We start from the raw sequence: 20,220 nt of genomic DNA, 5'->3' as shown, positions 1-20,220 counted from the left end.
AAATGTTATTCCTTGAACAGCGTCAGCCCATGCTGCACCGACTGTCCGCCGTCGATCGGCAGGACGGCGCCTGTGACGTAGCTTCCTGCACGGCTGCACAGATAGAGCGTTGCGCCGGCAATGTCATCCGGTGCGCCGATACGGCCGATCGGAACATGGTTTCCGACATGTCTGGCCTGTTCTTCCGTGCCGGTGGCAAACGCCGTCATCCGGCTCTGAAAGGGGCCAGGGGCGAAAGCGTTGACGGTGATGCGGCGAGCAGCGAACTCAAGCGCCAGGGTGCGTGTCAGATGGTGAACCGCGGCCCTCGAAGCCGTGTAGGAATAGGCGTCGTCGGCCAGCGGTTGCGTGCCCATCACCGAACCGAGATTGATGACCCTGGCCGGATCGGCATCGCTGGCGGCGGCATCGAGCAGCGGCAACAATTCACGGGTCAGATGGAAAACCGCGGTGACGTTGACGCCGAACACTTTCGCCCACGCCGAATAGGGAAAGCTTTCGAGCGGTGCGCCCCAGGAAACGCCGGCATTGTTGACCAGGATGTTGAGCCTATCGGTCCGCGCCTTGACCTCGGCGACGAGTGCGGCAATGCCGGCCTCGCTGGAGACATCACCCGCAAACCCTTCGGCGCGGCCGGGTGCGCCAAGTCCATTCAGTTCGGCGGCGACCTTGATGCAGTCTTCGCCCTTGCGCGAAGCGATCATCACGCCGGCGCCGGCCTGCACCAGCGCCGTCGCCGCCATGCGGCCGATGCCGGTTGCAGCACCCGTCACCAACGCGGTCTTGCCGGCCACCGAAAACAACTCGTCCAGATAGCTCATCACAGTCCTCCGCGCTCGGCATGCGGGCAAACAGTTCGCGTTGACAAGGCTATCCGAAGTACAGTCATCCTTGCCACCGACAAAATGCCTGGCATCCATGAAGGGTTAGCGACCGATGACGGACATGAATCTCGGCATGACGGAGCGGCTGAAGCCGATCCACGCGCGCGTCGCTGCCATGGTGCGCGACGAGATCATGCCGCTCGACAAGGAATTTCTCGCCGAAGGGGGCAAGGAAGGCGATCGCTGGGTCTATACGGCGCGCCAGAGCGAGATCCTCGAAGGGCTGAAAGGGACCGCGAGAGAGCGCGGCCTGTGGAATTTCTGGCTGACCGGCTCGGAGCGCGGCTACGGCCTTTCCACGGTCGAATACGCCTATCTGGCCGAGGAGATGGGCAAGTCGCATCTCGGTGCGGAAACCTTCAATTGCTCGGCACCGGACACCGGCAATATGGAGGTGCTGGAACGCTACGGCTCGGCCGATCACAAGAAAGCGTGGCTGGAGCCGCTGCTCGAGGGCAAGATCCGCTCGGCCTATCTGATGACCGAGCCGGATGTCGCCTCGTCCGACGCCACCAACATTGCAATGCGCTGCGAGCGGCAGGGCGACGACTATGTGCTGAACGGCGAGAAATGGTGGGCATCGGGCGCCGGCGATCCGCGCTGCGCCATCTACGTCGTCATGGTCCGGACCGGCGGCGGCAGCGAGCCAAAGCACCGCCGCCATTCCATGATTCTAGTGCCTGCCGACACCAAAGGCGTCATCAAGCTCCGCGCCATGCAGGTCTATGGCGACGATGACGCGCCGCATGGTCACATGCACCTTCGCTTCGACAATGTGCGGATCGCGGCGTCGAACCTGATCCTGGGTGAGGGCAGGGGATTCGAGATCGCGCAAGGGCGGCTCGGCCCCGGCCGCATCCATCACTGCATGCGCGCCATCGGCCAAGCCGAGATGGCGCTGGAGATGCTGTGCCAGCGTTCCGTGCGCCGCGAGGCCTTCGGCCAGCCCCTGGCAAAGCTCGGCGCCAATTTCGACATCATCGCGGAATGCCGCATGGAGATCGAGATGGCCCGCCTGCTCTGCCTCAAGGCGGCATGGATGATCGATCAGGGCGACGCGCGGGCCGCCGCCCCTTGGATCAGCCAGATCAAGGTGGTAGCGCCCCGCGTCGCGCTCAAGGTCACCGACGAGGCGGTGCAGATGTTCGGCGCCCAAGGCATCAGCCAGGACACGCCGCTGGCGCGGTCGTGGACGCATCTGCGGACATTGCGCCTTGCCGACGGGCCTGACGCCGTTCATCGTCGGCAGGTGGCGCGGACGGAGCTGAAGAAATACACGCAGGAAAAGGTCTGAGCGCTGCATCACCTTCCGGCGACCGCTTGCCGAGGCCATGGCGCGGAACTGGCCAGGCCCAACGGCAAGGTGTTCATCCAGCCTTGGCCCAATCCGAAAGACGCGAGAAACTTGGACATGAGCCGGAAGAATGTCCGGTATCTGGCCGCTGCCCGGATCGTCGGCCTCTGTTCCCATCTTGCGACCCCCTATGCCACGCCGCTTTGTCCGTGATATGTCGCCGCCATCGAATTCCGGACGACGTGGGCAAGCGCCTGATCCGGGCGGGTGTAGGGTGATTTGATGACGATATCCAAGCCGGTCTTCGACCGTTTGGGGTTCAGCCTGTGGATCGGAGCGTTCCTGGTCGTTCTTGTCCTGGTCCTGTGGTCACCCCATACGCGCACGGTATGGAAGGCCTATATAGACGGCAGCGAGGCGCTTCTGGCCGGTCTGCCACTCTACGACACCCAATCCGAGATGGGGTATCTTTACGCGCCAGCCTTTGCCGCGCTGTATATTCCAATAGCCAAACTCGGTCCGCAGCTGGGCGGCGTGGTTTGGCACAGCCTTGGCTTTGCGGTGCTGACCTATGCCGCGATGCGACAGGTGCGCAAGCTCGGCGGCGGCGAATTGACGTGGCTGCTTTCTTTCGGTCTTTTCCTCGCCTTGCCGATGGCAGCGGGGGCGATCCGCAACGGCCAGGCGACGATCCTTTTGACCGGTGCCTGCTGGCTTCTCACCCTGTCGGCGCTGGAAGGACGGCGGGTGGAGACGTTCTTCTGGGCTTCGCTTGCCGTCATCGCCAAGCCGACCGCGATCATCATGCTGTTGTTGGTAGGAGCCCTTCGGCTCCGGTTGATACCGGTGCTGCTGCTTTCTTTACTGTTCGTCCTCGCCCTGCCCTACGCTTTCGCTCCCGCCGGCTATCTCAACGATCAGTATCGCGTCTTCGCCCAGATGCTGACCTCGATGGCCGTCGAGAACGCCAGCCATTTCGTGCCGACTGATTTTACGGCGCCGTTCACCAGGATAGGGCTGCCCATTCCGGAATTGGGCGCCACGATCGTGCGCATCGTCATGGCCCTGTTTACGCTTTCAGCGGTCATCTGGTTCGACCGCAAGCTGGAACGCGGACCGGCGGGGCTGGCGATCTTCCTGACGGCCACTTTCTACATGTGCGTCTTCAACCCGCGCGTCGAGCCCAACACCTATGCAATGATCGCGCTACCCGCCGGTCTCGCCATCGCGCTTTTGTGGCGCGAAGAACGCGGCGGCGTTCTGGCCTCGGTGTTGTCGACGGTGCTGTTCGCGACCGGACTGACCGGCATCGATCGCCATGTGCACGACTTGCTCTACCCCTGGTTCCGGCCGATCGCGGTTACGTTCATCGCGGGTTCGCTGATCTGGTGGTTCTGGGCCACGGCGCGGGTAAAGGTGGTGAATGCAGGGATCGCAAATGACTGAATTGCGGCCGACACTCGACATCGTCGCGCCGTTCTTGAACGAGGCGCAATCGGCATCGGCCTTCGCACGCCTGCTCGGCGAACTCGAAGCGGCCGTGGCACAGCGGTTCGGCATGACCGTGCACAAGATCCTGGTCGATGACGGCAGCCGTGACGATGGCGCCCAACGGTTTTCGCAGGCGCTGACGGGGTCGTGGGAGATCGTCCGCCTTAGCCGCAATTTCGGCAAGGAGGTCGCGGTGCTAGCCGGCCTCGATCGGTCGCGCGGCGACATGGTGCTGATCATGGACGCCGACCTCCAGCATTCCCTGGACATCAGCCTGAAGCTGATCGCCGAGCTGGTGGAACATCCTGATGTCGATGTCGTCTATGCACAAAACGACCGGCGCGAGGCGAGCTGGCGGCGCAGCCAGCTGGCCCGGCTTTTCTACAGCCTGATCAACAGCAGCCAGCGTTTCGACATTCCTGAGAATGCCGGCGACTTCCGCGTCATGCGCGGCGCCGTGGCGCGTGCGCTGACCAGCCTGCGCGACAAGCGTCGCTTCAACAAGGGCCTGTTTGCCTGGGCGGGCTTTCACCAGAAGGCGTTGCCCTATTCGCCGGAGAGCCGGGCCAGCGGCACGTCGAAATGGAGCCGGCTCAACCTGATCGCCTTCTCGCTGGAAGGCTTCACCTCATTTTCCGTCATTCCGCTGCGCCTGATCAGCCTCAGCGGGCTGCTTGCGGCACTTGCGGGCGCGGTTTACGGGGCCAAGGTGCTCTTCGAGGTGATCTTCTACGGCATTGCCGTTCCGGGTTATCCCAGCCTGCTGGTCGCAGTCGTCCTGCTCGGCGGCCTCAACCTGACGCTGCTTGGCCTGATCGGCGAATATGTCTGGGTCACGCTCAGCGAAAGCAAGGATCGGCCGGTCTATCTGGTGCGCGATGTCGTTCGCAGTGAGGTCTCCGCCGACAGGCCGGTGGCGGGCGCTCTCGACACATGACGCGGCGCATCCGCCTGATCGCCGACGACTACGGCCTGGCGCCCGGCGTCTCCGATGGGATTCTCGATCTGCTCGATCGCGGCCGCCTGACCGGCACCAGCTGTATGTCCGGCTTTCCGGAATGGCCAAAGGAGGCGGCGCGCATAAAACCACTTTGCGGCCATGTCGCGGTCGGGCTGCATCTCACCTTGACCGACCAGCCTGCCATCACCGGCGGGTCGAGCCTGGCACCGGAAGGCCGGCTGCCGCCGCTCCGCGCGCTGGCCTTGCCGATCCTGCGCGGCCGCGTCAATGATCGCGATGTTCATGCCGAGCTCGACGCCCAATACAGGCGCTTCGTCGAAGCACTCGGGCGCCGCCCCGATTTCATCGACGGGCACCAGCATGTGCATTTCCTTCCCGTCGTGCGCAAATGGCTGCGCGCGCGTCTTGGCGAAGAGAGCGACAAGCCGGCGCTGCGCGGCGCCCCGGTCCTGACTGCGGGGCCGAAAGTCGTCGCGATCGCCGCGCTCGCTTCCGGCTTCAACCGGTCGATGCGGCGCGCCGGCTTTGCTGTTTTCGAGCCGCTCGCCGGCATCTATGACTGGCGCCATCCCGAAAAATTCGCTTCGGTGCTGCAGGCCGCCGTCGAGGCGTTGCCGGAACATGGGCTGTTCATGTGTCACCCCGGCCATGTCGACGCGACACTGCGCGCGCGCGACCCGATGCAAGGCGTGCGCGAGGTCGAATTCGCGACCCTGGCATCGGATGCGTTCGGCGCTAGCCTGGCCCGCGCCGGTGTCGCAATCATGGGTGGCAAGGGATGAGCGACGCCGAGCGGCCCCCGCGTTCGACCGGCAACAAGATCGTCCGCTTTGCCATTGTCGGACTCGCCAACACAGCGATTGACCTTGCCAGCTTCTCCCTGCTGCTCAAGCTGCAGATGCCGCCGCTGCCCGCCAACATCGGTGCCTGGTTTGTCGCCGTCATATTTTCGTTCGCGGCGAACGGCTTCTGGTCGTTCGAGCGCAATCGAGCCATCCGGCTGCATGATGCGTTCCTTCGCTTCGCCTCGCTTGGGGGTCTGATTTCGCTCGGCGTCTCCAGCCTTTCGATCGCGCTGTTCGCAACGACCGTTGGAGTTTGGCCGGCAAAGATTTCCGGTGTCGTCATCGCCGCGGTGCTTAATTTCCTCGCCGCGCGCTGGTCGATCGAAGGCCGGTTGCTGAAATAGCGGCGAAAGCCGCTTCTCAGTTTTCCCGGAATGTCTCTACTCGGCCGGCTCCGCATTGGTGTAGACGGCTTCCTCGAGCTCGCGCTTCAGCCGGGCCTCCTCATGGGTCTTCGGGGTGACGAAGCGGCCAAGCAGGAGATAGGCGACCGGCGTCAGGAACAGCGTCGAGACGGTGGCAAGCCCCAGTCCGCCGACGATGACCCAGCCGAGCGCGACGCGCGCCTCCGCCCCTGCGCCACTCGCCAGCACCAGCGGCAAGCCGCCGAGCACGGTGCAGATCATCGTCATCATCACCGGCCGCACGCGGATGATCGAGGCCTGCTCGATCGCCTCACGCACGCCAAGCCCGCGGTCGCGCAGCTGGTTGGCGAATTCGACGATCAGGATGCCGTTCTTGGCCATGACACCGACCAGCAAGACCAGGCCGATCTGGCTGTAGGCGTTGAGGCTGGTACCCGAGAAGAGCAGCGCGAAAATGGCGCAGGCAAGACCGAGCGGTACCGTCGCCATGATGATGACGGCGCTGACGAAGCTTTCGAACTGGGCGGCCAGCACCAAAAGGATGATCACCAGGGCGAAGCCGAAGATGGTGACCATGGCGCTGTTGGTCTCGCCCAGCGTCGCGGCCTCGGCCAGCGGCAGGATGCGGCTGCCAGGCGGCAACAGCGGCGTGGCGATCTCCTCGGCGCGGGTCAGCGCGGCGCCGAGCGCGAAGTCGCCGCCAAGGTTGGATGTGATTGCCACCGAAGGCTGCTGCTGTTCGCGCGACAGCGATGGCGGCACGGCACGCTCGGTCAGCGTGGCGATTGTCGACATCGGCACGAAGCGTCCGTCGGCCGTTTTCAGGAAGATGTTTTCCAGGTCGGTCGGGTCGTTGATCGGATTTGTCGTCGAGACCAGCTTCACACCGTAGCTGCGGTCGGCGATGTAGACGTCGACGACGTCGTTGCCGTCGAGCATGGCCTGCAAGGTGTTGGCCAGCCCAGTGATGTCGATGCCGAGGTCGGAGGCGCGCTCGCGGTCGATCGCGACGGCGAGTTGCGGCTGCGTCGGGTCGATCGACAGGCGCGGGGTCTGGAAGCGCGGATCCTTCTGCATCTCGGCGATGATCTTCACCGCTGCGTCACTGAGCGCCTTGCGATCGTTGCCGACCAGCGCGAACTGCAGGCCGTTGCCGGCGCCGCGGATGCCGAGGCTGTTGGGCTGCACCGGGAAGATGCGCACGCTCGGCACCTGTTTGGTCAATCGGCTGATCTCGGCCATGATCTCCTGTTGGCTGCGGCTGCGCTCGTTCCACGGCGCCAGCGTCATCACCATGAAGCCGGAATTGTAGGAGCCGTTCTGGCCGGCATTCTCGAAAGTGCTGCGGATCTCGCCGGAATCGCGCATCGGCTGGATCAGTTTCTCGATCTTCTGCATCTGCTGTGTCGTGTAGTCGAGGCTGACGCCTTGCGGGGCGCTGATGCGCAGCAGCACGGCGGCGCGGTCCTCGGTCGGCGTCAGTTCCTGGCGGATGGTGCCGAACAGCGTGAAGGCGATGCCGGCAAACAGCACCGCGACCAGGAGCACGATCCACGGTGCATCGAGGCACGCGTGCAGGCTGCGCTTGTAGGCAGTTTTGAGCACGCCGCCGATGCGGGCGCCGACGCCGTGACCGCCTTCGTGGTGGAGGGATGCACTGGTCAGCATGCGCGAAGCGAGCATCGGGCACAGCGTCAGCGCGACCACGCAGGACAGAAGCACCGACATGGCAAGCACGAAGCCGAATTCGCGAAACAGGCCGCCGGTCTGGCCGGGCAGGAACGAGATCGGCACGAAGACGGCGACCAGCGTCAAAGTGGTGGCAATGACGGCGAAAAACACCTCCTGCGCGCCGAGCACGGCGGCGGCGCGCGGCCCCATGCCTTCGTTGCGCCGTCGCACGATGTTTTCGAGCACGACGATGGCATCGTCGACGACCAGTCCGGTCGCCAGCACCAGGGCGAGCAGGGTCAGGATGTTGACCGAGAAGCCGGCCAGATAAATCGCGGCGATGGTGCCGATCATGGCGACCGGCATCGACAGCCCTGGGATCAGCGTTGCGCGCCAGTCGAGCAGGAAGACATAGATGACGAGCAGCACAATGGTCACCGACAGGCCAAGCGCGATCTCGACCTCGTGCACCGCGCCCTTGACGAAGACCGCGTCGTCGCTGGTGATCTTGATCGACATGCCCTTGGGCAGGTTTTGCTGCAATTTGGCGACGGCGGCCTGGACGCCGGTCGAGATGTCCAGCGTGTTCGATTCCGCCTGGCGGATGATGCCGACGCCAATGCCGGTCTTGCCGTCCGAACGTAGCGTGGTTTGGCCGACATCGGGGCCGAGCGTGACGGTGGCGACGTCGCGGATGCGTGTCGTGCCGCCGATAATGATGTTTTCGAACTCTTCCGGCGTGGTCACGTCGGCCGTCGTGCGGACGATCAGGTCCTGGTTGGTCGTGGTGATCGAACCGGCCGGCGAATCGAAGGCGACCGAGGCAAGCGCCGTCCTGAGGTCGGCAACCGTGAAGCCGAGGCTGGCCAGCTTGTTCTGGTTGACGTCGATGCGGAAGATCTTGTCGCGGTCGCCATAGACCTGGACATCGGCAACGCCGGGCACGGCGGCCAGTTCGTCCTCGATCTGGTCCTGGACCACCACCGTCATGTCCTGGATCGACATGTTGTCCGAGGTCACCGCCAATCGCATCACCGGTTCGGAATTGGCGTCGGCCTTGACGATGCGCGGCGGGTCGGCGGTGTCCGGCATCTGGTTGGCGACGCGGCCGACGGCATCACGCACGTCCGAGGCGGCAACGTCGAGATCGACACCGTCGTTGAACTCGATGGTGACGCGGCTCGAACCGAATGAGGAAGAAGACGAGATCGACTTGACGCCGGAGACGCGGGCGACGGCGCCCTCGACCGTGTCGGTCAATTCGCGATCGACGGTTTCTGCCGCCGCCCCTTCAAAGGCGGTGGAAACAGTAACGACCGCGCGATCGACGTCAGGTAGTTCACGGATCTCGACGCCATAGAAGGCGGCAAGGCCAGCAACGGCAATGAGGGTGTTCAGAACGAAGGCCATCACCGGCCTGCGGATGAACAGCGCAGTGAAGCCGGTATCGCTGGCTGCGTTGATGGTTCCGGTCATGAGCCCTCGGCCGCCTCCACGGCACGCTGCTCTTCGCCGGCAAGGCGGACGGTGCCGCCCTCGCTGACGCTCTGGGTGCCTTCGGTGACCACCATGTCGCCGCTGTCGATCTCGGCGTCGATCAGCACGGTCTCGGTGTTGCGCTGGATGATGCGCACGGGGACTCGCCTGGCTTTGCCGTCCTCGATCTGCCAGACATAGGCGCCGTCCGAACCCCACAGGATCGCCAGCGGGCTGACGGCCGGATAGGTCTGTCCCGGGAATTTCATGCTGATGCCGAACGACATGCCGGCGCGCAGGGAATCGGCCGGATTGGCGATCTTGGCCTTGACCAGAAGGGTGCGGCTCTTCTCATCGATGTGATTGTCTATGGCCGAAACCGTTCCGGTATAGGCATTGCTGGGATTGGCGATCGGCGTCGCCGTCAATTGCGCGCCGACCTTGACGGCGGCGGCGAAACGCTCCGGCACCAGGAAATCGACCAGAATGCTGGAGCGGTCGTCGAGCGTGGCGATCGCTGACTGGTTGGTCACGTAATTGCCGGCGGAGATCGGCAGAATGCCGACAGTGCCGGCAATGGGTGCCAGAATCGATCGCCGCTGCAGCGCAAGTTCCGCGTCCTGAAGCGCCAGCTTGGCGCCGGCCAAAACCACTTCGGCGTCGGCCACGGCAACCGGTGTCGCGGCGTTGGAAGCACGCAATGACTTGACGCGGTCGAGCTTGGCCTGCGCGTCCTGCAAGGCGAGCTTGGCGCGGTCCTGGGCGATCGTTTCGGTCTCGGAGTCGAGTGTCGCGATGATCTGTCCCTTGTCGACATGGCTGCCGGATTCGACCAGCAACTCGGCGAGGCGGCCGGAACTGTAGGGATTGACGGTCACGGAGGCGTTGGCACGACCGGTGCCGATTGCCTGCAGGCGATCGTTGATAACGGCCGACGTGGCCGCCAGGGCCACCACGTTCACCCGCTGGTTGCCACCTTCGCGGCCGATTGCCTGCTTCGCGTTGGCGGCGCCGCTTTCAGCCGGGGACGTTGCCGCATAAGCCCAGTCAATGCCCCAGCGTGCCAGCACGTCGTGAGCGCCCGGATAAAAGCGCAGCCAGGCGGATGCTGCCACCACCAGCACCACAAGCGCGAAAAATATCTGTTTCCAGGCGGCCATCGGCACTCCGGTTGGCAAAGCAATCCTTCCGTCTACCGGGTTTCCCGAAATGAAGCAGACGCAGCGAGGCTATTATAAGGCAAGAAGCCACCCCGATATCGCGTTTTTATGACAAGTCTCCAAGGCCGCGCACATTAAATATATGTAACATTTGAGAAAACATGCGTAACCTTTGGGGTCGTCGTTACATGCACTAACGCAGACTTTCCATCTCGCGAATGCGCTTGGCGCCCTCTGCTTCCAGTTCCCTGGTGACAGCGCCGATCAGCATTTCCGCAACGACGAAGAGGGCAGCGGAGGAATCCCACGCCGACGGCACGGCCGTTCGTCCAGCGATGACATGGCGGGCGAAACGCGCGATCGGCGACAGCCACTGGTCGGTGAACAGCACGATCTGCACGCCGCGCTGATGCGCCTTCTCGGCGAAGCGAGCGAGGCTGTCCTGGTAGCGCCTGATGTCGAAGATCACCAGCACATCGCGTTTGCCCATGTCGATCAGCCTGTCGCGCCACATGCTTTCCTGGCCGGCAAGGTGAAAGACATCGGGTTGAACGACGGCGAGGTGGGCGGCCATGTAGCGCGCCAGCGGATCGGTGAAGCGGCCGCCGATCAGGAATGTCTTGCCGCGCCGGTCGACGAGCCGGGCGGCGATGTCGGCAAGCTGCCCGTCGGACAGGTGCCTGAACGTCTCGCGCATATTGTCGAGCGTCGCTTCCAGCATTGGTGACACCGTGCCGCCGCCGGGCGAGGGCGGGTTGAGCGTCCTCGTCGCCGGAGACTGCAATTGCGCCGCCAGTTCGTCCTGCAGGCTCGACTGGAATTCCGGATAGTTCTGGAAGCCGAGCCGGGCAACGAAACGCAGGATCGTCGGCGAAGAGACACCGGCCGTGGCCGAGAATTCGGCAACCGTCTTCAAGCCGATCATCGGGTAACTGGCGATCAGCGTCTGGGCCGCGCGCCGTTCTCCGGCCGGCATCGTGCCGATGCGGTCGGCAATCAGTTCGGCAATACTGGAAATCATCTTTTCCCCACCCTTGGAGCGGGATGGTAAACCATTCCGCTCCGTCTGTTTGTCTTGGTCCCATTTCTGCGACGCCAAGTGATTCTACCTGGCTGCAAAACGCTTCGGCCTGGTCGAAGGTCTTTTCCGAAATCGCATTTGACAAAGTCGCCCAAACTGTATGAAATCATCCATAGGGACGCAATGACACAAAATACGTAACATACGATACAGCGTCCCCGGGGACAGCAGACTATGGAGAAAGCACGGCCCGCCAGCCTTGCAGCGTCTGATACCGTGAGGGTGACGAACCCCGGCGGATCGAGCCCTTTTGTGCTGACTTGCGATCACGCCTCGAACTTCCTTCCCGCTGAATTCGGCACGCTCGGCCTTGCCGCCGAGGACCTGTCGCGCCACATCGCCTGGGATCCCGGCGCGCTGCCGGTTGCCCGCCGCATGGCGGAGGCGCTCGATGCCACGCTGATCGAAACCCGTATCTCGCGTCTCGTCATCGACTGCAACCGGCCGCTCGACGCGCCCGACCTCATAATGAGTGTCAGTGTCAGCGAGAAAACCGTCGTTCCAGCGAACCAGGGACTCTCCGCCGACGAGCGGGAGGCGCGTGTAGCGCTCGCATGGCGCCCGTTCCATGACACTATCGAGAAGACCATCGAGGATCGGTTGGCGTCGGGCCGAGAGACGCGACTGGTGTCGATCCATTCTTTCACCCCGGTCTTCAAGGGTAAGAATCGGCCCTGGCATATAGGCATCATCCACGACGAGGATCGCCGGCTGGCGTCACCGCTGATATCGGCGCTGAAGCGGCTTGCCGGCGTCACCGTCGGCGTCAACGAGCCCTATTCGCCGGCCGACCGCGTCTATTTCACGCTGGAACGCCACGCGCGCTCGCGCGGCTTGCCTTGCGCGATGATCGAAATCCGCAATGATGAAATTTCCGGCGAGACCGGGCAGCGGAAATGGGGGGATCTGCTCACGGGCATTTTTTCGGATCTGGAGCCGGAGGAGGCAGGACAGACCAGATCGCATTCAGTCGGCCAGATCGCATTCAGTCGGAAAGTCAGTTCAATGGGCTAGCCAGAGCGAGATGAGATTGACGCATCTCGCTCGGAAACAACAGGGGACTTCCAATGATAGCACCGGGTTACACAGACATTGACAAGAAGGAGGACCTCAAGGTTCTCCACGGTATGGGCTATGCCCAGGAATTGTCGCGAAGCATGAGCCGCTTCTCGAATTTCGCGATCTCGTTCTCGATCATCTGCATCCTTTCGGGTGGCATCAATTCCTTTGCACAAGCCACTGGGTCGATCGGCGGCGCCGCGGCGGGCATCGGCTGGATCGTCGGCTGTTGTGTTTCGGCCTGCTTTGCCCTTGCGATGGCGCAGATTGCCTCGGCATTTCCGACCGCTGGCGGCCTCTATCACTGGTCTTCGATCCTCGGAAACCGCTTCACCGGCTGGCTGACCGCCTGGCTCAATTTGCTCGGCCTGATCACCGTGCTGGGGGCGATCAATATCGGCACCGCATTCTTCTTTGTCGGAACGTTCGGAAGCGGGTTTGGCATCACCGGAACGCCTGGCGAGATCGTCGGGTTCGTTACTTTCATCACGGTGCTGCAGGCGGTGTTCAACCATTTTGGCATCAGGCTCACGGCCATGCTGACGGATGCTTCGGGCTTCCTCATCCTGGGTGCGACGGCAGTACTGATCGTGGCTTGCCTGGTGTTTGCGCCCGCGATCGATATCACGCGGTTGTGGACATTCACCAACTATTCGGGCGACGCCGGTGGCGGTGTCTTCCCGCAGTCCGACTCCATGAGCTACCTGTTCCTGCTCTGCCTGCTTCTGCCGGTCTACACCATCACCGGCTACGACGCGTCAGCGCATACCTCCGAAGAAACAGAGAAAGCAGCACACTCGGTGCCGCAGGCGATCGTTTCGTCCGTGCTCTGGTCTTCGCTAATCGGTTGGGTGATGCTGTGCGCAATCGTTCTGGCAATCCCCGACCTGGCCGCCGGCGCCAAGCAGGGCTGGAACGTGTTCTTCGCCACCATGGACGCGATCATGCCCGTCTGGCTGAAGACGTTGCTGTATCTCGCAATCCTGCTCTCGCAGTTCCTGTGCGGTCTGGCCACGGTGACCTCGGCTTCGCGCATGTTGTTTGCCTTCTCGCGTGATGGTGGCATGCCGTTTGGTTCCGCGTCGCTTGCCAAAGTCAGCCCGACCTGGCGCACGCCGGTCAACGCGATCTGGACCGCTGCGGTGCTTGAGATCATCTATGTCTTTCTTGCGCAGTTCATTTCGATCGGCGGCACCAACATCTACACCATCGTCGTCAATTCGACGCTGGTGTTCCTGTTCCTGTCATTCATCATTCCGATCGTGCTCGGCATGATGACTTTCGGAACGGCGAAATGGCCGAATCCGGGCCCGTGGAACCTCGGCGCCGGGCTGTTCAAGCTGTTTTGCGTCCTGTCGGTTGTCGGCATGGCGATCATCTTCTACATCGCCATCCAGCCGCCGAACGACAAGGTGCTATACATCACCATTGGCTTCATTGGGCTGACCGCCGTGCTTTGGTTCGGTTTCGAGAACCGCCGCTTCCAGGGTCCACCGATCGGCGACCAGATTGCCAAGCGCAAGGCTGCCATCGCGGCCGCCGAACTGGCCGTCGGCGAAACCGGCTACTGACATCAACCATCATGGCCATGGCCGGCGTTTTTGCCGGCCATGGTTTCGTTAGCCCCTTTCAATCGTCAAGCGCTGGAGTGCCAAAGGAATGGCCGGAAATTTCTCGTTCGATCAATTGAAGAAAGCGGTCTCCAGCGGCGAGATCGACACGGTGCTGGCCTGCATCGTTGACATGCAGGGCCGACTGGCGGGCAAACGGTTCCTGGCGCAATACTTCGTCGATTCCGCGCACGACGAAACGCATGGCTGCAACTATCTGCTGGCCGCCGACATCGATATGGAGCCCGTGCCCGGCTACAAGGCGGCGAGCTGGTCGAAAGGGTATGGCGACTTCGTTATGAAGCCGGATCTGGCCACGCTTCGGCGCATTCCCTGGCTGGAAAAGACCGCACTTGTGATCTGCGACGTGCTCGACCACCACACGCATGACGACCTGCCGCACTCGCCGCGCGCCATCCTCAAGAAGCAGGTCAAGCGGCTGACGGAGCGCGGCTATATCGGCTATTTCGCTTCAGAGCTGGAATTCTACCTGTTCAACGAGACCTACGATTCCGCCCGCAAGAAGCATTGGCAGGGCCTCGACACGGCATCGCCCTATATCGGCGATTACCAGATCGGCATCACCACCAAGGAAGAAGGCGTCATGCGCCGGCTTCGCAACGAGATGGAAGCGGCCGGCATCCCGATCGAGAATTCCAAGGGTGAATGGGGTCCCGGCCAGGAAGAGATCAATGTGCGCTACGCCGAGGCGCTCGACATGGCCGACCGCCACGTCATCCTGAAGAACGGCGCCAAGGAAATCGCCGAGTCCGAGGGCAAGGCAATTTCGTTCATGTCCAAATACAATTACGGGCTCGCCGGCAATTCCAGCCACATCCACAATTCGCTGTGGAGCGCCGACGGCAAGACGCCGCTGTTCTTCGACAAAAATGCGGAGTGGACGCTGTCGACGCTCGGCCAGCAATGGGCGGCAGGCCAACTCAAATACGCCAACGAATTCACCTGGTTCCTGGCGCCTTACGTCAACTCCTACAAGCGCTTCCAGGCTGGAACCTTCGCGCCGACCAAGATCATGTGGAGCGAGGACAACCGCACCGCCGGTTTCCGGCTGTGCGGCGAGGGCACCAAGGGCATCCGCATGGAGTGCCGCATCGGCGGCGCCGACCTCAACCCCTATCTTGCCTTCGCGGCGCTGATCGCAGCCGGTCTTGCCGGCATCGACGAGAAGCTGGAACTGCAAAAGCCGTTTGTCGGCGATGCCTATCAGGCATCTCGCCTGCCGGAGATCCCGAAGACGCTGCGCGATGCCACCGAGACGCTGACGAACTCGATGATGCTGAAGGAGGCGCTCGGCGAGGACGTGCTTGAACACTATGTCCATACCGCCAAGTGGGAGCAGTTCGAATACGACCGCCGGATTACGGATTGGGAACTGCATAGAGGGTTCGAGCGATATTGACAGTGTTGCTGTTTTCGCACTATGTTGTAATTATGGCATCGCAACATACGGGAGGCAGGATTGCCCCAAGGCAAAGCCAATGTCGACAAGGTGTGGTTTGACAGTCAGATGAAGGAGCGCAACCTGACGGTGCGCCGCATGGCCACCCAAATGAACATGCACTACAGCGCCTTGTCGCGGACGCTGAACGGCGAGCGGCGTATGCAAGTTGATGAAATACGCAAGATCGCTGAAATTTTCGGCCAGCCGGAAAGCGAGGTGTTGGTCCACCTGGGCTCTTCGGATGCGAAGGCGGCGGAGCGTCGTCCCGGCTTCATGGAGGGGCAGGTGGATTTCGAGAATGCGTTAGACGTAAACGACACCGCTGGAGAATACATCGTGCCGCCTCGAGGCGGCGATCCGTTGTTTGGATGCATGGCTGGGACGCTCACGCTTCTTCCGGACGTCGATTACACCGCACCCGCGGATCCGGATTGGGGCAAGGTGTATGACGACTGATGGGGTGCTCCTGGACACATGCTTCATACTGTGGCTGTCGACGGAACAACCGGTCGCGAGAGCGGCGGTTGAGAGGGTGACAAGCGCGCGGAAAAATGGCGACGTGATCGCCGTTTCCGTCATGTCCGCTTGGGAAATCGGAATGCTGGTTTCTAAAGGCCGGCTTCCGTTCATCAAGTCACCGCTCGCATGGTTTGAACGGTTCGTGAAGGCTGGTGCAACGAGTGTTGAAGGAATCGACAGTGAGCTCTTGGTCGAGTCTTCGTTCCTGCCCGGCGTCGTTCACAATGATCCAACAGACCGGATCATCATAGCTACGGCGCGCTCGAAGAATTTGGAAATCATCACCCGCGATCGCGCGATCCTTGCCTATGGCTCGGCTGGCTTCGTCAAAACAGTTCCTTGTTGATTTGGAGACGTTTAATTGGAAACCGTGAAACTCATATCCCCCGTCGATGGCTCGATCTATGCTGAAAGGCCCGTGGCAACGGACCTGGCGATCAACGCCGCGGTCGAGCGCGCCAAAGCGGCGCAGGAGAAGTGGGCTGAGACACCGATCGTCGAGCGCGGCAAGTACATGCTGGCGATGCTGGAAGCGCTGGTCGCGATGACCGACGAGATCGTGCCGGAGATTGCCTGGCAGATGGGGCGGCCTGTTCGCTATGGCGGCGAGTTCGGCGGCGTCAAGGAACGCACCAACTACATGGTCGAGATCGCCGAGGCGGCGCTCAAGTCCGTGCCGGCCTCTAACCCGAAGGATGGCTTCCGCCGCTATGTGAAGAAGGATCCGCTCGGCGTGGTCATGGTGATCGCGCCGTGGAATTATCCTTACCTCACCGCCGTCAACACCATCGTGCCGGCGCTGATGGCCGGCAACACCGTCATCCTCAAGCATGCGGCGCAGACGCTGCTGGTTGGCGAGCGCTTTCAGCAGGCCTTCGAGAAGGCCGGTCTGCCGAAGGGTGTGTTCCAGAATATCGTGCTCAACCACGCCCAGACCGAGAAGCTGCTCGGCTCGGGCAAGATCGACCATGTCAATTTCACCGGTTCGGTCGCCGGCGGCCGCGCCATCGAAAGAGCGGCGGCGGGCACCTTCATGACGCTCGGCCTAGAGCTTGGCGGCAAGGATCCGGCCTATGTGCTGCCCGATGCCAAGATGGACCATGCGGTCGCCAATCTGGTCGACGGCGCCTTCTACAATTCCGGCCAGTGCTGCTGTGGCATCGAGCGCGTCTATGTGCACGAGAAAGTCTATGACGAGTTTGTCGAAGGTTTCATCGCCGAGACGAAGAACTATGTCGTCGGCAATCCGCTCGACCAGGCGACGACGATGGGGCCGATGGCGCAGGCGCGCTTCGCCGACCTGATCCGTGAGCAGAAGGCCGAGGCGCTGCGCAAAGGCGCGGTGGCGCACATCAACATGAAGGTGGCGAACGACAAAGCCGGTTCGCCCTATCTGGCGCCGGAAGTGCTGACCAATGTCGACCATCAGATGAGCGTCATGCGCGAGGAGAGCTTTGGTCCGATCGTCGGCATCATGAAGGTGCGCAACGACGAAGAGGCGATCGCGCTGATGAACGACAGTCCCTACGGGCTGACGGCCTCGATCTGGACGCGCGATACCGAGCATGCGGTGGCGATCGGCAACCGCGTCGAGACCGGCACGGTGTTCATGAACCGCTGCGACTACCTCGACCCGGCGCTGGTCTGGACCGGCGTCAAGGATACCGGCAAGGGGGCGGGCTTGTCGGCCATCGGCTATGACAATCTGACCAGGCCGAAATCTTTCCATCTGCGCGAAGCCATCTGATTTATTGAAAGACAAAAATGTCCAAGCTGATCTCCAAATGGAACTACCCCACCACCGTCCGCTTCGGCGCCGGGCGCATCAAGGAATTGCCTGAGGCGTTGGCGGCCACCGGCATCAAGCGGCCGCTGTTCGTCACCGATCCAGGCCTGGCGAAGCTGCCGGTCGTCGCCTCGACGCTGAAGATTCTTGACGACGCTAAGGTCCCCTATGGCGTCTTCTCGGAGGTCAGGCCGAACCCGGTCGAATCCAATCTGACCGCCGGCATCGCCGTGTTCAAGAAGGGCAAGCATGACGGCGTCATCGCCTTCGGCGGCGGTTCGGCGCTCGATCTCGGCAAGCTCATCGCTTTCCAGGCCGGGCAGACGCGGCCGGTGTGGGACTTCGAGGATGTCGACGACTGGTGGACGCGCGCCAATTCGGAGGCCATCGCGCCGATCATCGCCGTGCCGACCACCGCGGGCACCGGATCGGAAGTCGGCCGCGCCGGCGTCATCACCAACGAGGCGACCCACACCAAGAAGGTCATCTTCCATCCCAAATTGCTGCCGGCCATCGTCATCGCCGATCCGGAACTGTCGGTCGGCATGCCCGGCTTCATCACCGCCGGCACCGGCATGGATGCGCTTGCCCATTGTCTCGAAGCCTTTTGCGCGCCGGGCTATCATCCGATGGCCGATGGCATCGCTGTCGAAGGTGTGAGGCTGGTTTTCGAGAACCTGCCGAAGGCTTTTGCCAACGGCAAGGATCTCGTCGCGCGCGCCCATATGATGAGCGCAGCCGCGATGGGCGCCACCGCCTTCCAGAAGGGGCTTGGCGCCATCCATTCGCTGTCGCATCCAGTCGGCGCGCTCTACGACACTCATCATGGCATGACCAACGCGGTGTTCATGCCCTATGTGCTGGCCTTCAATCGTGATCCCATTGAGGAGCGTATCGGCCGGCTCGCCGCCTATTGCGGCATCAAGGGCGGCTTCGACGGCTTTGCCAAGGCAGTCATCAAGCTGCGCAAGGAACTGAAGGTACCGCACGCGTTGCCGGGCCTGATCAAAGGGCTCGACATGGACAAGAAGCGCAAGGCGCTGATCGCCGACATGGCCGTGGTCGATCCGACCGCAGGCGGCAACCCGGTCAAGCTGACCAAGAAGGCGGCGCTGACCTTGCTCGAAAACGCCATCGCCGGCACGGTCTGAGGCGTTTTCCGCATCGCAAAGTGATTTGAAAAGGGGCTACAAAAACAAGGGGGAGGATGACGGGCAAGGCAGAAATTAGTTAGCCGGAAAAAGAATCGCGAAGCGATTGCTACAGCCGGTTAAAAAGAGTTTACTTTTCGCACTGCGAGCAGCCGGTTTCATAAAGCTTTCATCTGGCTGTCACATGAAAACGATACCGCATCGCAGGCGTCCAACGGCGTCAGTTCAACGGAGAGAACACATGTTGAAATTCACGGGGAAAGTGCTTTCCCTTTCGGCCGCGACCCTGATGGTGTCGTCGGTGATTTCGTCCGCGGCTTCGCTGGACGATCTCGTCAAGGCCGCCAAGGCGGAAGGCCAGCTCACTACCATCGCTTTGCCGCATGATTGGTGCGGCTACGGTGCCGTCATCGATGGCTTCAAGGCCAAGTATCCTGGGATTACCGTCAACGAACTCAACCCCGATGCCGGATCCGGCGACGAGGTCGAGGCGATCAAGGCCAACAAGGACAACAAGGGCCCGCAGGCGCCCGACGTCATCGACGTCGGCTTGTCGTTCGGCCCGTCGGCCAAGAAGGATGGCCTGATCCAGGCTTACAAGGTGTCGACCTGGGACTCGATCCCAGACAGCGCCAAGGATGCCGAAGGGTTCTGGACCGGCGACTACTACGGCGTGCTGTCCTTCCAGGTGAACAAGGATCTGGTCAAGGAATCGCCGAAGGACTGGGCCGACCTGCTGAAGCCGGAATTCGCCAACTCGGTCGCTTTGGCCGGTGATCCGCGCGCGTCGAACCAGGCCATCCAGGCGGTATATGCCGCTGGGCTGTCATCGGGTGCGGCTGCTGGCGAGGCAGCCGGCACCGCTGGCCTCGACTTCTTCAAGAAGCTCAACGCCGCCGGCAATTTCGTGCCGGTCATCGGCAAGGCCGCCACGCTCGCCCAGGGTCAGACTCCGATCCTCGTCACCTGGGACTACAACGCGCTCGCCGGCCGTGACACGCTGAAGGGCAACCCGCCCGTCGACGTCGTCGTGCCGAAGACCGGTGTCGTCGCCGGCGTCTACGTGCAGGCGATCAGCGCTTTCGCGCCGCACCCGAACGCAGCCAAGCTCTGGCTGGAATACCTCTATTCCGACGAAGGCCAGATCGCCTGGCTGAAGGGCTATTGCCACCCGATCCGCTTCAACGATCTTGCCAAGAACAACAAGATCCCGGCGGACGTGCTGGCCAAGCTGCCGCCGGCTGAGTCCTATGCGGCCGCGGCGTTCCCGACGCTCGACGAGCAGGGCAAGGCGAAGGAAGCCATCACCAAGAACTGGGATGCCGTTGTCGGCGCCAACGTCAAGTAAGTTACGCCATGCCGGGCGGCCTCTGGGTCGCCCGGTCTTTCTCTCGAAGACGGTAGC

17 protein-coding genes are annotated in these 20,220 nt (G+C 62.4%); 13 read left to right on the top strand and 4 right to left on the bottom strand.

What is annotated here, in order from left to right; genetic code table 11:
• Positions 1-5: 5 nt before the first annotated feature.
• Positions 6-821, bottom strand: coding sequence for an SDR family oxidoreductase (locus NKH57_RS06440; RefSeq protein WP_352942726.1), 816 nt, complete (start codon positions 819-821; stop codon positions 6-8).
• Between the two features lie 115 nt (positions 822-936).
• On the opposite strand from NKH57_RS06440, the gene NKH57_RS06435 reads away from it, so the two are divergent.
• The 5 genes from NKH57_RS06435 (at position 937) to NKH57_RS06415 (ending at position 5,819) form a co-directional block, all read left to right on the top strand.
• Complete coding sequence (locus NKH57_RS06435) at positions 937-2,178, top strand: acyl-CoA dehydrogenase family protein (RefSeq protein ID WP_352942723.1); 1,242 nt, start codon at positions 937-939, stop codon at positions 2,176-2,178.
• A 282-nt stretch (positions 2,179-2,460) separates the two neighbouring features.
• Positions 2,461-3,624, top strand: coding sequence for a glycosyltransferase family 87 protein (locus NKH57_RS06430; RefSeq protein WP_352942720.1), 1,164 nt, complete (start codon positions 2,461-2,463; stop codon positions 3,622-3,624).
• Positions 3,617-4,606 (top strand): glycosyltransferase family 2 protein, encoded by a 990-nt coding sequence (locus NKH57_RS06425; RefSeq protein WP_352942718.1) that lies wholly within the window; start codon positions 3,617-3,619, stop codon positions 4,604-4,606. Before NKH57_RS06430 ends, NKH57_RS06425 begins: the two co-directional genes overlap by 8 nt.
• Positions 4,603-5,412, top strand: coding sequence for a ChbG/HpnK family deacetylase (locus NKH57_RS06420; RefSeq protein ID WP_352942715.1), 810 nt, complete (start codon positions 4,603-4,605; stop codon positions 5,410-5,412). Before NKH57_RS06425 ends, NKH57_RS06420 begins: the two co-directional genes overlap by 4 nt.
• Positions 5,409-5,819 (top strand): GtrA family protein, encoded by a 411-nt coding sequence (locus tag NKH57_RS06415; protein WP_023759695.1) that lies wholly within the window; start codon positions 5,409-5,411, stop codon positions 5,817-5,819. The genes NKH57_RS06420 and NKH57_RS06415 overlap by 4 nt, the downstream gene beginning before the upstream one ends.
• A gap of 36 nt (positions 5,820-5,855) precedes the next feature.
• Here the strand turns inward: NKH57_RS06415 and NKH57_RS06410 are convergent, their stop codons facing one another.
• The 3 genes from NKH57_RS06410 to NKH57_RS06400 all read right to left on the bottom strand — a co-directional run bounded on the left by NKH57_RS06410 (position 5,856) and on the right by NKH57_RS06400 (position 11,168).
• Positions 5,856-8,987: an efflux RND transporter permease subunit gene (locus NKH57_RS06410; RefSeq protein WP_352942713.1), complete on the bottom strand. Its 3,132-nt coding sequence runs from the start codon at positions 8,985-8,987 to the stop codon at positions 5,856-5,858.
• On the bottom strand, positions 8,984-10,147 hold the full coding sequence (locus NKH57_RS06405) for an efflux RND transporter periplasmic adaptor subunit (protein ID WP_352725231.1): 1,164 nt from the start codon (positions 10,145-10,147) through the stop codon (positions 8,984-8,986). Before NKH57_RS06405 ends, NKH57_RS06410 begins: the two co-directional genes overlap by 4 nt.
• Positions 10,148-10,340: 193 nt before the next feature.
• Positions 10,341-11,168, bottom strand: a complete 828-nt coding sequence (locus NKH57_RS06400; RefSeq protein WP_352942711.1) for a MurR/RpiR family transcriptional regulator — start codon at positions 11,166-11,168, stop codon at positions 10,341-10,343.
• 234 nt (positions 11,169-11,402) lie between these two features.
• Here NKH57_RS06400 and NKH57_RS06395 point away from each other — a divergent pair, with 234 nt between their 5' ends.
• From NKH57_RS06395 to NKH57_RS06360, 8 genes are all read left to right on the top strand, one after another.
• A complete protein-coding gene (locus NKH57_RS06395; protein ID WP_352942708.1) occupies positions 11,403-12,242 on the top strand; it encodes an N-formylglutamate amidohydrolase in 840 nt (279 codons plus the stop codon).
• 53 nt (positions 12,243-12,295) lie between these two features.
• On the top strand, positions 12,296-13,858 hold the full coding sequence (locus NKH57_RS06390) for an amino acid permease (RefSeq protein WP_352942706.1): 1,563 nt from the start codon (positions 12,296-12,298) through the stop codon (positions 13,856-13,858).
• A gap of 88 nt (positions 13,859-13,946) precedes the next feature.
• Positions 13,947-15,317, top strand: coding sequence for a glutamine synthetase family protein (locus NKH57_RS06385; RefSeq protein WP_352725235.1), 1,371 nt, complete (start codon positions 13,947-13,949; stop codon positions 15,315-15,317).
• A gap of 60 nt (positions 15,318-15,377) precedes the next feature.
• Positions 15,378-15,815, top strand: a complete 438-nt coding sequence (locus NKH57_RS06380; protein ID WP_352942703.1) for a helix-turn-helix domain-containing protein — start codon at positions 15,378-15,380, stop codon at positions 15,813-15,815.
• Positions 15,805-16,224: a type II toxin-antitoxin system VapC family toxin gene (locus NKH57_RS06375; protein ID WP_352830540.1), complete on the top strand. Its 420-nt coding sequence runs from the start codon at positions 15,805-15,807 to the stop codon at positions 16,222-16,224. The genes NKH57_RS06380 and NKH57_RS06375 overlap by 11 nt, the downstream gene beginning before the upstream one ends.
• 15 nt (positions 16,225-16,239) lie before the next feature.
• Positions 16,240-17,625 carry an aldehyde dehydrogenase family protein gene (locus NKH57_RS06370; RefSeq protein WP_352830537.1) on the top strand — a complete coding sequence of 462 codons (1,386 nt, stop codon included), beginning with the start codon at positions 16,240-16,242 and terminating at the stop codon, positions 17,623-17,625.
• A gap of 17 nt (positions 17,626-17,642) precedes the next feature.
• Positions 17,643-18,815 (top strand): iron-containing alcohol dehydrogenase, encoded by a 1,173-nt coding sequence (locus tag NKH57_RS06365; protein WP_352830534.1) that lies wholly within the window; start codon positions 17,643-17,645, stop codon positions 18,813-18,815.
• 241 nt (positions 18,816-19,056) lie between these two features.
• Positions 19,057-20,163: an ABC transporter substrate-binding protein gene (locus NKH57_RS06360; protein WP_352725241.1), complete on the top strand. Its 1,107-nt coding sequence runs from the start codon at positions 19,057-19,059 to the stop codon at positions 20,161-20,163.
• Positions 20,164-20,220 lie beyond the last annotated feature (57 nt).

It is taken from the genome of Mesorhizobium sp. M1050 (assembly GCF_040318715.1).
Lineage (GTDB): Bacteria > Pseudomonadota > Alphaproteobacteria > Rhizobiales > Rhizobiaceae > Mesorhizobium.
Note: the sequence above shows the minus strand (reverse complement) of the source record. Positions and strands in the feature narration are given on the sequence as shown.